This window comes from Streptomyces sp. NBC_00885 (genome assembly GCF_045207475.1).
In the GTDB taxonomy this organism is placed as follows: domain Bacteria; phylum Actinomycetota; class Actinomycetes; order Streptomycetales; family Streptomycetaceae; genus Streptomyces.
Genome location: NZ_CP108796.1, coordinates 1,590,046 through 1,604,382, shown reverse-complemented (window position 1 = coordinate 1,604,382; position 14,337 = coordinate 1,590,046). Strand labels below are relative to the sequence as shown.

Below are 14,337 nucleotides of genomic sequence, written 5' to 3'. Positions count from 1 at the left end.
CATAGAAGCGGCACATCTGACTCACAGTCACGAAAGTGACATTCCGGCCTTCTGGTGCATTCGCTGGGCATCTAAGCGATCAGCTACTGCCTGACCCTCGATGCTCTGTTAAGGTGCGGCGAAATTTTGATAATTGCGCGAGGGGTGGGGCGTGAGCCGTTTCGGCATGCGTGGATGGGCGGCTGCATTGGCAGCTGCGGTCGCTATAGGATTGCTTCCGGCAGCGTCAACTGCCGCAGTGGCCACGGAGGGTGGAATCTCACTTCCGAGACTGAAGCAGCCCAACGCCGTGCCGGTGAAAAGGGCAGCAGTCGGCGGCGCCAAGCGCCGCGACGCAGCCACCGCCAATCCCTGGAGGACCCCGAAGGTAGCCTGGCCCGTAGCCGGTGCTGCCAAGGTCGACCTGACAGGCGCCCGCACCGCGGCCTCACCAAAGCGCGCCGGGAAGCTCCCGATTGCCGTGTCCGCGCTACCGACCGAAGCCCGGGCGGGGGTGGAGACGCCTGCCAAGGTCGAGGTGGCTGTCGCCGATCGCGTGGCCGCACGAAAGGCAGGTGTCGACGGGCTGCTGCTCTCGGTTGGCCGTGCCGACGCGGGCAGGAAACCGGGACGCGTACGGGTCACGGTGGACTACTCATCCATCCGCGGTGCCTACGGTGGTGACTGGGCTTCCCGCCTCCGGCTGGTGCAACTGCCCGCTTGTGCGCTTACGACTCCGGAGAAGCCGGCCTGCCGTACGGCCAAACCACTGAAGACGGACAACGACACCAAGGCCGGCACGCTCACCGCCGCGACGAACCTGGCGGGCGCAGCTGTGGCCAAGCAGCGCAGCGCGGCAGGGACCGGAGGAGTTACTGTCCTGGCAGCCGCCGCGGGTGCTTCCGGACCGACGGGCGACTACAAGGCGACGTCGCTGTCCCCGTCCGGCTCGTGGAGTGCGGGCGGGGCAACCGGCGCCTTCACCTGGTCGCATCCGATCGGGATCCCGTCGGTGCCTGGCGGTCTGCAGCCGAATGTGTCGTTGGGGTACAACTCGCAGTCTGTGGACGGCCGTACTGCTGCCTCGAACAACCAGCCGAGCTGGGTCGGGGATGGCTGGAGCTGGGATCCGGGCTCTATCGAGCGCCGCTACAAGGCGTGCAACGACGACAAGGCCGGTGGTACCAACACCACCAAGGTCGGTGACTTGTGCTGGTACAACGACAACGTCTCTCTGTCACTCGGCGGGAAGACCACTGAACTGGTCCATGACGCTGCCAAGGGATGGCACCCGGCGTCGGACTCCGGTGAGAAGGTCGAAAAGCTCACTGGTACTTCCAACCCGGACAAGGGCACGGCCGGTGTGGACGGTATCGGCGAGCACTGGAAGATCACCACGACCGATGGCACCCAGTACTTCTTCGGCCTGAACAAGCTGCCCGGCTGGAGCGACCACGGGACGGCCGCAGACGACCCGGTGACCAACTCGACTTGGACGGTTCCCGTCTTCGGCAACCAGTCCGGGGAACCGTGCTACAACTCCTCCTTCGCCACGGCCTGGTGCCAGCAGGCCTGGCGCTGGCAGCTTGACTACGTGGTCGATCCGCGCGGCAACGCGATGGCGTACTACTGGAAGACCGAGGCCAACAACTACGGCCGGAACGTCTCCGAGACCACGGGCGCTTCCACCGCCACCCCCTACACCCGGAGCGGCTACCTCGAGCGCATTGACTACGGCCTGCGCTCCGACACGGTCTACTCGGGCAAGGCCATGGGCCAGGTCCACTTCGTCACCAGCGAACGCTGTCTGACCTCATGCACCACTTTCGACGAGGCCAACGCCAAGAACTGGCCGGACGTCCCGTTCGACCAGTACTGCAAGGACGGCGTGGAGTGCAAGGACAAGTACTCGCCCACCTTCTGGTCGCGCAAGCGCCTGACGAGCATCACCACCAAAATCCTGACCGGCGGTGCCTACAAGGACGTCGATACCTGGACGCTTGAGCAGGGCTTTCCTCCTTCCGGTGACGGCATCTCCACCCCGATGTGGCTGCAGTCGATCACCCACACCGGCAAGGCGGGCGGCACTGCCTCCCTTCCGTCGGTGACGTTCGCGGGGGTGCAGAAGCCCAACCGGGTCGACAAACTCGGCGACGGCCTCGCCCCGTTCGTACGTCTGCGTATGTCTCAGATCACCACGGAGACCGGCGGCACCATCGGCGTCGACTACCTGGATCCGGACTGCACCGCCACCACACTGCCGCCCACCGACGACTCCAACGCCACCCGCTGCTACCCGGTGAGGTGGGCATATGAGGGGGAGACAGCCAAGCAGGACTGGTTCAACTCCTATCCCGTGCAGCGTGTCATCGAGGGCGACAACCTCGTCGAGTCACCCGACACGGTGACCGCGTACGCCTACCTCGGCGGTGCCGAGTGGGCCAAGAGCACAGACGAGTTCACCAAGTCTGAAGACCGCGCTTACTCGATAGCCCGCGGCTATCACAGGGTCCAGACGCGCAAGGGCGCTGCGCTGGATCCGAAGACGCTCACCGAAGCTCGGTATTTCCGTGGCATCGACGGCGCGGCGGTGAAAGACTCCGCCGACGCCGCGGTCACCGACCGCGAACAGTTCGCGGGCCTGCTCCGCGAGAGTGCCACCTACAACGGAGACGGCGGCGCCCTCGTCGCCGCGACCTCTTACACCCCCTGGCGCTCGGCTCTGACCGCCAGCCGCGCCCGTACCGGTCTGCCCGATCTAGAGGCCTACCACATAGGCACCGAGGCGGAAGAGACCCGCACCTCTGTCTCCGGCGGCACCCGCACCACCAAGCTCACCAGGGACTTCGACACCTACGGCATGGTCACTGCCGTCTCCGAGCTCGGCGACACCGACAAGACCGGCGACGAGCGGTGCACCACAACCTCCTATGCGCGCAATACCAATGCCTGGTTGTTGAACAGCGTCACGCGCACCGAGGTCTTGTCCGCTGCCTGCGGTGTCGCAGTCAACCGCCCCGCTGACGTGATCGATGACGTCCGTACCTACTACGACGGAGGAGGCTTCGGAGCCGCTCCGGTCAAGAGCCTGGTCACCAAAACCGACCGCATCAACGGCACAGGCAACGGATACGACGTCACCACTTCCATCCCCAGCACCTGCGGCCCGACCAACAACCAGCTCTGCTACGACCAGTACGGCCGTGCTCTGGCAGCGACCGACGCCTACGGCAAGACGACCAGCACGGCGTACACCCCGGCCACCGGCGAGGGACCCAACAGCACACTGCTCACCAACCCGCTCGGTCACACGGCGACCACAAAGCTGGACCCGCTGCGCGGCCAACCCACCCAGGTGACCGACGCAAACGGCAAGGTCACCACCACCGCCTATGACGCGCTGGGGCGTGCGATCAAGGTCTGGATACCGACCCGTTCTGCGGCGTCCTACCCCAATGCGCCCAGCCACGTCTTCGACTATCTCGTCCGCAAGGACGGCCCCATCGTTGTCACCAGCAAGAGCCTCGACCACAACTCCGAGTACCAGACCGGCTACGCCTTCTTCGATGGCCTGCTCCGTCCCCGCCAGAGCCAGGAGAAGTCACCGGACCACGCCGGCCGCTTGGTGTCGGAGACCCTCTACAACACCCGTGGCGAGGCCTGGAGCACCTCCGGCACCTACTTCGCTGAAGGAGCGGCCGAGCCGGTACTGGTGACTGGTCAGGAAACCAAGTATCCGGCGTCCACCGAGACAGTGTTCGACGGCGTCGGCCGTGCCACCGCCGTGATCGCCAAGCGGTTCGGTGATGAGACCAAGCGCACGACCACCAGTTACACCGGCGACACCACAACTGTCGTTCCCCCCGAGGGCGGCACTGTCGCCACCACTGCCGTTGACGCTCTTGGCCGCACCACCGAGCTCAAGCAGTACACCAATGCAGAACGCACCTCCTCGCAGTCCACGCACTACGGCTACAACAAGCACGGCCGCCTGGAGCAGGTAACCGACCCCTCCGGCGCCAAGTGGACCTACGGCTACGACGTCCGGGGCCGCCAGACCCGGGTCGACGACCCGGACAAGGGAACGTCGACCACGGTTTATGACAAGGGCGACCGCGTCACGGACGTCTCCGACGCGCGCGAAATCACCCTGCACACCGACTACGACGCGCTCGGACGCCCCGCTGCCCTCAAGAAGGGCACCACCACACTGTCGGCCTGGACCTACGACAGCGTCGCCAAGGGACAGCCCTCTACCGCCACCCGCTACATCGACGGCAACGCCTACATCAGCGAGACCACTGAGTACAACGACCGCTACCAGCCCGTCGGCACCAAGGTCACCATCCCGGCCAGCGAAGGCACGCTGGCCGGCACGTACGAATGGTTCAACTTCTACAACGACAACACCGGCCAGCTCATGGAGACCGAACACCCAGAAATGGGCGGTCTCCCAGCTGAGTCGGTCTCCAGTACCTACAACACCGGCGGCCTCCTCGACTCCGTCTACGCCGGCAGTGACCCCCTGATCTCGGCCAGCACCTACGACCACTACGGCCGTAACACCCGCCTCGAATACGGCGAATTCGGCCGACACCTGTGGGTCACCAATGAGTACGACGACCACACCAGCGGCCTGACGCGCAGCTACACCGACCGCGAAGCGGCCCCGCAGCGAGTCGAGGACGTCCGCTACACCTACGACCCGGCAGGCAACATCACGTCGATGGCCGCCGGCTATGGCCAGGACGCCAGCCGCACCACCGACACCCAGTGCTTCACCCTCGACGCATTGCGCCGCATCACCGAAGCCTGGACCAACACCGGCGAACAATGCGCCACCACGCCGTCCGACACGGTCGTCGGCGGCCAGGATGCCTACTGGACCACCTACACGTATGACCCGGTCGGCAATCGCAAGACCGAAACCCAACACAAGACCGCCAGCGGCCCCACCACCGACACCGTCCGAACCTACGCGGCGCCCGAAACGGGCAAGCACAACGTGCCTGCCGTCACCCAGACCGGCACCGGCGCGCGTACCGAGAGCTACACGTACGACCCGGACGGCAACACCAAGACCCGCACCCACACGCAGGGCGGCACAGCCACGCTCAGCCAGTCCCTGACCTGGGATGACGAAGGCAGTCTGAGTGCTGTCACAGAGGACACCAAGACAACCTCGTACCTCTACGACACCGACGGCCAGCGCCTCATACGCCGGGCCCCGGATGGCAGCACCACTCTCTACTTGCCGGGCGGCAACGAACTCCACAGTGACAAGGTCGGCCTGGTCACCGGCACCCGCTACTACGCGTCCGCCATGCGAACCCCCGGGAAGCTGACGTTCCTCATCAGCGACCACCACGGCACCAACACGACGCAGATCACCGCGGACGCCAGTCAGGCCATCACACGCCGCAAGTCCAGCATTTTCGGGGCTCCTCGCGGGACCCAGCCCTCCAACTGGACTGGAGACAAGGGTTTCGTCGGCGGCACAAATGACGTCAGCACGAGCCTCACCCACCTCGGCGCCCGTGAATACGATCCTGCCTTGGGCCGCTTCATCAGCGTCGACCCGCTGATGGATCTCACCAACGCACAGCAGCTCCACGGTTACACGTACAGCAGTAACAACCCCGTCAGCAAGAGCGACCCCACCGGTCTGAGGGAGACCTGCGGTGCCTACGGGAATGCCTGCTACCCCAACACCGGAAAACGCGATAAGCCGGTAACGGAGCCGTCCGAGAACGACCAGCAGGCCGCTGTAAACCCTGTCAATCAAATCGAAGGCTACGTCACCGATACAGCCAGGAAATACCTGAGCGAGGATCAGTACGCCGCGTGGCGTAAGGTATATCAGCACAACATTAATGTCCCTCGCTACAGGGAGTTGATGGCGGAAGATCTCATGGCGGCCGCAGCGAACTCCTGCATCGGCCCCGACGCTGCGTATTGCCCGAAGGCCATGCGCGAGGCCTTCTGGGAAGTGGACATGGCCCGCATCAGTCCCTATGCGGGAATGAGTGACAAGTTCCCAGGCATAGCAGCACCGCCGCGTATCCCGACAAGCAGCAAATCGAGCAAGTCCTTCAGCAGCGGGATTCCCTGCACCCAATGCTTCCTGGCCGGCACTGATGTCCTCATGGCAGACGGCTCGACGAAGGACATCGAGGACATCAAGGTCGGCGAGAAGGTACTGGCCACCGACCCGCAGACGGGCGAAACCGGCGCGCGAGAGGTAACCCGCCTCATCGTCACCGACGACGACAAACACTTCAACGAACTCACGATCGCAACGGAAGACGGCCCGCAGAAGCTCACGGCCACCCACGAGCACCCCTTCTGGTCACCGTCGGAGAAGGGGTGGATCCAGGCCCGCCATCTGGAAGCGGGAATGACGCTCCGTACGGACGACGGCACGACTGTCGAAGTTCGGCGCAACCACTCCTTCAGCAAGCACGCTCGGACCTTCAATCTGACGGTCGACGACCTCCACACGTACTATGTGCTGGCGGGGACCACGCCGGTCCTGGTCCACAACAGTAATTGCCCGGACTTCAACTCCGACCTATCTGCGGCAGTTCACTATGCGAAGCACGTCAAGGGAGTGGACGTGCGACTCAAGAGGGGCAAGCAGCGGGAACCACGTGCTGTAGAAGCTGATATGCCAGAGTTCGACCGCCTAGGTGGAAGGAAGGCTTATCGGCAAACCGCTCGCGACTTCATGAGTGGTGATGGCCCGGATTCAGCGATCAGCGTCGGGACGGCGAGTGGCGGTATGCATCGCTTCGATCCAACCACGGGGTACTACGGGTACATGAACAGCAGCGGGAGTATCTCAACGTTCTTCCGGCCGACGGATGGCCTCTCTTACTTCCGTCGAACGACGATGAAGTATCGCTAGTGCTCCAGAAAAGAGGTACGCAATGCTGTTCCTTGATAGATTCAGAGAATTGGCTGGGGACCTGGGACGATCCTCGTCGCTAACCCCCCATCGCGCCATCGAAGAGTGGTCAGAATTTGTCGAGGACTGCACGGAAGGCTACGAGGGTACTCTCTTTGAATACTGGGACGACATGTCGATCCGTAGCTTCCTTCAGCGTATAATCGACGACCCGGTAGTCAAAGAAATTCCGGAGCTGGCATGGTTCAAATCGGAAATTCAGCGAGTGGATGAGAAGTTCGCTGGCTTGTTGGCCCAAGGGTTCGAGGTGCAGGGTGGACGTGGTTGGTGGGAGCGAAAAATCCCACGTGTCGCTGGCCGTGAAATGGCAGAGAATGTCAAGGAGCAGTACGGGTACGAAATCGAGGTAATTTGATCAAGATTTCGACTCGGTAGTCCTCTGGTCGATATCGAGTCGAGAGTCGACTACTTGCGAGGAGCCCCACTGAAGCGTGACTTGGTGGGGCTCTCAGCGGTTTGACGGCAACGCTGACGGGCAACGGCAGCGGACGACGGCCGGCGGGTGGGTCTGCGGATGAGGCAGTTCGAACGTCTGTTGAAGGTGGTGCAGCGGGGTGAAAAAACCGTCCCGGTGGCGGCCGGCCGTGGTGCCTGCCGCTGGCCGACCGGGTGCTGGTGGCCGTCTACTACCGCACGATTCTCACGATGCGACAGCTCGCGCCGCTGTTCAGGATCTCGTCGGCGACCGTGTGCTGGGTCATCCAGCGGCTGCGGCCCCTGCTAGCCCTCGAGCTGGCCGCTCACCCCGCCGACGCCGCGGGTGGGTTCTGGATCGCGGACGTCACCTTGATTCCGGTGCGCGCGACCGGCCGGTCGACGCCTCGAGCCGCAACTCGCTTCTCGGCGAACGTGCAGGTCATCATCCATGCCGATCCGAGGCTAGCCATTGCCGCCGCCCGGCCGGCCCCGGGCGACAAGGCCGACGCTCACGTCTGGCGGAACTCCGGCCTGCCCGCCCAATGCCAGGGCGTCACCGTGCTCGGGGACGGTGCCTACATCAACACCGGACTGGTGGTGCCAGCACCGCAAACGCCCGGGACTGCCGCTCCTGCCGGGCGAGGAGGCGGATAATGTCGAACATCTCAAAGTCCGCGCCCGCGTGGAACATGGCTTCGCCCGCATGAAGAACTAATGGATCCTCCGCGACTGGCGGCGGCACGGCGACGGTCGCCACCATGCAGTCCGCGCCGTCGCCCACACGCACAACCTCACCTCGCCGCATGAACAGAGCGGTCGGAACCAGGCCCTGACCTGCCAGATCACAGCCTTCTGCAACACGCTTTAGTTGGCCCGCTCGGCCAACTAAGGCGCTCGGCAGTACTGCGGTGAAAAGTTGTGCCGCGGTGCGGCCTTGGGGGATCAGGTCCGGGCAGGTCGTCAGGTCTGGGTGGGTATAGAGCAGTTGCTAGAGTTTGCCTGGATGTCCTTGCGGGTGTCGTACGGATCCACAGGGGCCCACTTCGGTTCCTTGGCCGCCTCTTGGGAGAAGAGCGGGTGGATGAACCCGTCTTTCTGCTCCCGGCAGTCGTCATTGCCGATCTGCCGCACGTACTGGCGTGGAATGAGCTTCCCGTCGCTTGACACGAGTGTCAGCTGGCGCCGCACGATCACCCGGGCCACTTCCTCTGCGCCCGGCACCACTTCCAGACCGCCCTTGGTCTTCACGACCGGGTACACGAAGGTGTAGTCGGCGTGCACCAGAAGCTCCCCCGAGGCGGAGACCTCGTACGTCATCGTTCCCCGCGTTTTGATGACGTCCCCGTGGACGCGAACCTCCCGGGGGTCGAAGCGGGTGAACATCTGAAGCGGGCTGTGGCCGTCGCGCGGGTGCTGGAAGGTGTCCTCCAGCTCGCTCTTGTTGTGATCGTGTGGATCAAGCAGGTTCAGTGCCCGCGTGGGACTCAGTCCCTGCAGCGTGCCAGCCGTGAGGTTGGCCTCGACCAGCAGTTCCTTGGCATTGCGCAGCGCGTCGCCCACCTGCGACGGAGTCAGCCCGCCGACGGCGTTCGCCTCCGGGAGTACGATCCCGTCGGCTCCCTTCGACCAGGTGGCCGCGGGTGAACCCCGGAACGGCATTCTGACCGTGGCCGGCCATTTGTCGGGCCACATGGCCTCGTCCAGCATCAAGGGCACGTACGGCTCGCTCTCCGGCCGCTCCCCGGCGGTGGCGCCGGCCAGCCAGGCTCCGAAGCCGCCGAGCACCAGGGCGGCGGCGCCAGCCAAGAGCACCGCCTTGCGCCGCCGATGCTCCCTGTCGCGACGCAGGGCCTCCTTGCGTCCCAAGTCCTGCCGCTCCGCACGCAGCCGGGCGACGAAATCCGCCGGTTCCGACATGGTGTTCCCTCCCCTTTTGGTTCCGTTTGGTTCCGTCAGGTGCGGGTGACCGGACGGCAGCTCTCTGTGTCGGGCTCGGGCGGGCGCCGGATCATGCGCCGACGTGGCGCGGCCGCCGCCGAGTAGCCCTCGCGGCGCGGCCGTTCGGTCACCATGCGCGCACGCGCGGACGGTTCCCTGTGCGCCGCTCCGGCCCTTCCAGCTACGCCCTCCTGATGACCCCCGCCCGCTCGTCGCCCAGACCGTCGGCTGCTTGCCGTTGATTCCCACCCCGCCCACCCCAGCATCAGACACACCCCCGTAACACCGTGGTGCCGAGCGGAGGGTTTCACAGGCCATGGAAGCTGCGAAGAGCAGGTCACGGTGCTTGATCATCTCGTGATCCGGGCGAGGTGCGCGGCGCAGCACACGGCCCCGTGCGTCGCGACCTTGCGCACGCGGCGGTGGTCGGTTCCGTAAGCGGTGAACATGTTGGTGAAGCCGACCCAGTTGCTGATCCAGCTGTCGTGGTGTTCGCCGTTGCTCCAGGCGGGCCAGTGCTGGTTGGGGCCGGCCCGTCAACTGGGCATCGCGGTCAGCAAGAACATCCTCCACGTTCAGCTTCGCCTCGGAACCGCGCACGATGATCGAGATCACCCGGCACGGCCGCGCGACGAAGCCCACCTGACAACGGGTGAACTGGCCCAGCACGTCCTGGAGATGATGACCGCAATCACGATGTCCGCCGAGATACACGAGACGGTCCAACTGGAGCCAGTGTCCGTCGCGGTACGACCGCGGCCCTCGACTGGAACCCGAAGGCGCCGACACTAGCCGGTGGTGAAGGCAGGGTGTTGACGCCGCAATAGATTCAACGGCTCCGTACGGGCGACGGATCCAGCGGCTGCCGTTCGGAAGGGAGAAGAGATCACAGAGCGCTGATTCTCCCCAGGCACTCCCCAGCGGACATGGAGCGCCATGACAAGACATGTGCAATCACAAATCTAAGTGACGTTGATGGTGCCAAGGTGGCAGCCTATAGCCAGTCCCGGCGTTTGAAGATGACGTACAAACTCACGCATACGACCGCCATTAGGGTAATGGCGAAGGGGTAGCCGAAGCTCCAGTGCAGCTCCGGCATGCTGTCGAAGTTCATGCCGTAGACGGTTCCCACGAGTGTAGGCGCAAACAGAATTGCAGCCCAGCTCGAAATCTTCTTGATCTCTTCGTTCTGCTCGATGCCCGCCTCCGCCATCGCCCGCATCTCTTCGTTCTGCTGCTGCGTCACCAGCGTCGCGTTCACCGTGAGGATGTCCGCCAGCGCTTGGCGGAAGCCGTCCACGCGCTCGCTCGTGTGGGTCACGTGGTCGGCGACGTCGCGGAGATAGCGCTGGAGCTCCTCGTCCGTGCCGTACTTCGCGAAGCCCGCCATCAGGGCGTGCAGCATGCCGACGAGGGGGCGGGTGGCGCGCTGGAACTCGACCATTTCGCGGGAGAGTTCGTAGATACGGCGCGACACCGCCGGGTCGCCGCCGAACACCTCGGTCTCGATCTCGTCGATGTCGTTCTGCACACCCGCCACGACGGGGGCGTAGCCGTCGACCACCGCGTCCAGGATCGCGTACAGCACCGCCTCCGGGCCCAGCGCCAGCAGTTCCGGGGTCTTCTCCATGCGGTGGCGGACCGCGGACAGGTCGGGGGCCGCGCCGTGGCGGACCGTGATGAGGAAGTCCCTGCCGACGAAGACATGCAGCTCGCCGAACTCGACCTCTTCCTGGGCGTCGAGATAGCGGGCAGCGCGCAGCACCACGAAGAGGGTCTCGCCGTACCGTTCGAGCTTGGGGCGCTGGTGGGCCTCCAGCGCGTCCTCGACGGCCAGTTCATGGAGGTCGAACTCCTCGGCGAGCGAGAGGACTTCGGCCTCGGTGGGGCGGTGCAGCCCGATCCACGCCATGCCGTCGGGGTACTCGCGCAGCTGGCGGAAGGTCTGGGCGAGGGAGTCGGGCGTCGCGACGCGGCGGCCGTCGCGGTAGAGCGCGGCTTGGACGACGCTGCCCTGGTCCTTCTGTACGGGGGCGGGAGCGACCGGCTCCGCGGGCACGGGAGTGGCGGGGGGCGGACTCGCGGGAAGGAGGGGGCGGCGGCGCCATTGGTGTTTCCTCGGGGACAGCGGCATCGGTCTCTCACCTCCCACCTCGGAAAACGGCGCGTGCGTCAGCCGCGCCCGAGCGGCCTCGGAGCAGGATATCCGGGTCGAATCGCCCCGGCACGGCGGGGCCCGGCCGCGGAACGAAATTGCGGACAGAAGGTGTCCGCAAGCCTGAGTAGCGTGTGGCGCATGGCCTCGAAGACGACCCACCCCGTACTCGGCAACCGTGCCCTCAACCGCGCCACTCTGGAGCGCCAGCTCCTTCTGCGCCGCGCCCCCAGGCCCGCGATGTCCGTCAAGGGCGCAGTCGAGCACCTCGTCGGCCTCCAGGCGCAGAATGTGAAGCCTCCGTACTACGCGCTCGCCGCCCGCCTGGAGGGCTTCGACCCCGAGGAGTTGTCCGGGCTCATGGCCTCCCGCGAGGTCGCGCGCCTGGTGACGATGCGTTCGACCATCCATACGCACTCCGCCGAGGACTGCCTCACCCTGCGGCCCCTGGTCCAGGCCGCCCGCGACCGCGAGCTCAAGCAGTTCCGTACGGGCCTGGCCGGGGTCGATCTGATCCGGCTCGGAGCCATCAGCCGGGAGCTGGTCGAGGAGCAGCCCCGGACCATGAAGGAGCTGCGCGAGGCGCTGCTGACGCAGTGGCCGGACGCCGATCCGTTCGCCCTCTCCGTCGCCGCGCGCTGTGTGCTGCCGCTGGTGCAGGTCACCCCGCGCGGCCTGTGGGGCAGGAGCGGCCAGGTCGCACTCACCACCGCCGAGCACTGGTTCGGGCGGACGTCGGAGCCCGCGCCCGCGCCCGACGCCACCGTCCTGCGCTACCTGGCGGCTTTCGGGCCCGCATCGGTCAGGGACATGCAGACCTGGTCCGGACTGACCCGGCTGCGGGAGGCCTTCGAGCGGCTGCGGCCACAGCTGGCCGTCTTCCAGGACGAGAACGGCGTCGAGCTCTTCGACCTCCCGGACGCACCCCGGCCGGACGCCGACACCCCAGCGCCGCCCCGTCTGCTGCCGGAGTTCGACAATCTGCTGCTCTCGCACGCCGACCGCACCCGCGTCGTGCCCGAGGAGTACCGGCAGCGGACCTGGAAGGGCAACCAGGCCCACTGCACCTTCCTCGTCGACGGCTACCTCGCCGGGATCTGGCGGCTGACCGAGACCAAGGACAGCGCGCAGGTGATCGTGCAGGCCTTCGGCAAGCTGACCCGCGCGCAGTGCGAGGCGGTGGCCGAGGAGGCGGAGCGGATGCGCACCACCCTGTCGCCGGCCACCGCGCACGACATCGAGTTCGGCGTCTTCAGCGAGTAGAGGTCATTCCGTACACCTCTGCCGGCGCCGCAAAGGGGCGCGACTCAGTCCGCGCTGCCCGTCGCCGCCACCGTCACACCCAGGCCGATCATCGCGAACCCGCCCGCGCCGCCCACCATCGACAGGCGGCGCTCCGAGCGGGCGAACCAGCTGCGCGCCGCCGCCGCGCCCAGACCCCACAGGGTGTCGGTGACCAGGCCGATCGAGATCGGGACCAGGCCGAGCAGTAGCATCTGCCCGGGCAGGTTCCCCGCGGCGTGGTCCACGAATTGCGGAAGGACGGCGGCGAAGAAGACGATGCCCTTGGGGTTGGTGACGCCCACCAGGATGCCGTCCACGACCGTACGGAGATCACCGCGCGCCGGTCCGGACGGGGCCTGCATGTCCGAGACCTTCATGTCCTTGCGGTGCCGGAACGCCTGCACCCCGAGGAAGACCAGATAGGCCGCGCCCGCCAGCTTCACCGCCATGAACACCACGGCTGAGCGCTCCACGAGCGCGCCGATCCCCAGCGCGACGGCCACCACCAGGACGTACGAGCCGAAGACATTGCCCAGGGCCGTGGCCACCGCCGTGCGGCGGCCGTGGGCCAGAGCCCGGCCGATCACGAAGAGCACGCTCGGCCCCGGGATCACGATCACCAGCAGCGACATCGCGGCGAATGCGAGGAAGCGGTCTGTGGACACCATTTGCACATTCAACCTCATTGCCGGGCGGCGCTGCCAGGGCTCGTCCCGGACCGATTCAGCTACGACAGCAGGCCCGCCCGCTACGGCAGTAGGCCCGCCCGCCGCGCCGCCACCACCGCCTCCAGCCTCGTGTGCGCCCCCAGCTTCCGCATCGCCGCCCGCAGATATCCCTTCACCGTCTCCGGCTTCAGCCCCAGCCGCTCGCCCGCCGCCGCGTTCGTGGAGCCCGCGGCCACGCAGGCCAGCACATCCAGCTCCCGCGGCGCCAGCCCGACCATGTGCGGCCGCGGCGGGTTGCCCGACGCGGTGGCCAGGCGGCCGCAGACCGCCAGCAGCTCCCGCCGCAGCCCCTCGTCGACGATCCGCGGTGCCAGCGCGCGCAGTTCGCCGTGCACCTCGCGGACCTCCTCCCACGCCCCGGGTCCCGCCACCGGCTCCCGCGCCGCGACCAGCAGTTGCTGCACCTCGTCCCGTACGACCAGCGCCTGCTCCACATCGCGCGCCGCGGCCACCGCCGCGTCGAAGGTCCGCTCGCCGAGCGTCCTCGGTTCGCGCAGCGCTCCGTACAGCACACCCCGCACCTTGCGCCGTACGACGACGGGCACCGCGAGCACCGAGCGCAGCCCCTCCGCCGCGACCGCCGCGTCGTACTCGTGGCTGATGTGCCGCGCCGAGGGATGGTCGGTCACCGCGCACGGCCGCGAGAGTGCGATCGACTTGCCGCCGAGGCCGTTGCCCGCACTGATCACGAGACCGCGCAGCGCTCCCGTCGCCGTGCCGCTCAGCTCGGCGATCCGCAGCTGCCGTGCATCGTGCAGCAGCCCGCCGAAGGCGACCGGCAGTCCGGTCGCCCGGCGCAGCCGCGCCAGCGCCGCTCGCATCTCCACCGCATCGGCCGGCTCGGACACCTGCTCTCCTTCTGCGTGCTG

General features: G+C 66.5%; 7 protein-coding genes and 1 pseudogene. 4 read left to right on the top strand and 4 right to left on the bottom strand.

Annotation, left to right across the window (positions count from 1 at the left end; genetic code table 11):
- Positions 1–460 precede the first annotated feature (460 nt).
- The 3 genes and pseudogenes from OHA61_RS07355 to OHA61_RS07345 form a co-directional block, all read left to right on the top strand.
- Complete coding sequence (locus OHA61_RS07355) at positions 461–6,886, top strand: polymorphic toxin-type HINT domain-containing protein (protein ID WP_406302322.1); 6,426 nt, start codon at positions 461–463, stop codon at positions 6,884–6,886.
- Between the two features lie 22 nt (positions 6,887–6,908).
- Entirely contained in the window at positions 6,909–7,301 is a 393-nt protein-coding gene (locus tag OHA61_RS07350; RefSeq protein WP_406302321.1) for a hypothetical protein, read from the top strand.
- Positions 7,302–7,460: 159 nt separating this feature from the next.
- Positions 7,461–8,156, top strand: a pseudogene (locus OHA61_RS07345) (transposase family protein); the annotation flags it as partial.
- 167 nt (positions 8,157–8,323) lie between these two features.
- Here OHA61_RS07345 and OHA61_RS07340 read toward each other — a convergent pair.
- Both OHA61_RS07340 and OHA61_RS07335 read right to left on the bottom strand, forming a co-directional pair.
- A complete protein-coding gene (locus tag OHA61_RS07340; RefSeq protein ID WP_406302320.1) occupies positions 8,324–10,027 on the bottom strand; it encodes a hypothetical protein in 1,704 nt (567 codons plus the stop codon).
- Positions 10,028–10,295: 268 nt separating this feature from the next.
- Positions 10,296–11,435 (bottom strand): magnesium and cobalt transport protein CorA, encoded by a 1,140-nt coding sequence (locus OHA61_RS07335; RefSeq protein ID WP_406302319.1) that lies wholly within the window; start codon positions 11,433–11,435, stop codon positions 10,296–10,298.
- 162 nt (positions 11,436–11,597) lie between these two features.
- Here OHA61_RS07335 and OHA61_RS07330 point away from each other — a divergent pair, with 162 nt between their 5' ends.
- Positions 11,598–12,719 carry a winged helix DNA-binding domain-containing protein gene (locus OHA61_RS07330; protein WP_406302318.1) on the top strand — a complete coding sequence of 374 codons (1,122 nt, stop codon included), beginning with the start codon at positions 11,598–11,600 and terminating at the stop codon, positions 12,717–12,719.
- 44 nt (positions 12,720–12,763) lie between these two features.
- On the opposite strand, the gene OHA61_RS07325 is transcribed toward OHA61_RS07330, so the two are convergent.
- Positions 12,764–13,408 carry a LysE family translocator gene (locus OHA61_RS07325; protein WP_406302317.1) on the bottom strand — a complete coding sequence of 215 codons (645 nt, stop codon included), beginning with the start codon at positions 13,406–13,408 and terminating at the stop codon, positions 12,764–12,766.
- Between the two features lie 80 nt (positions 13,409–13,488).
- Entirely contained in the window at positions 13,489–14,316 is an 828-nt protein-coding gene (locus OHA61_RS07320; RefSeq protein WP_406302316.1) for a response regulator transcription factor, read from the bottom strand.
- Positions 14,317–14,337: the final 21 nt, after the last annotated feature.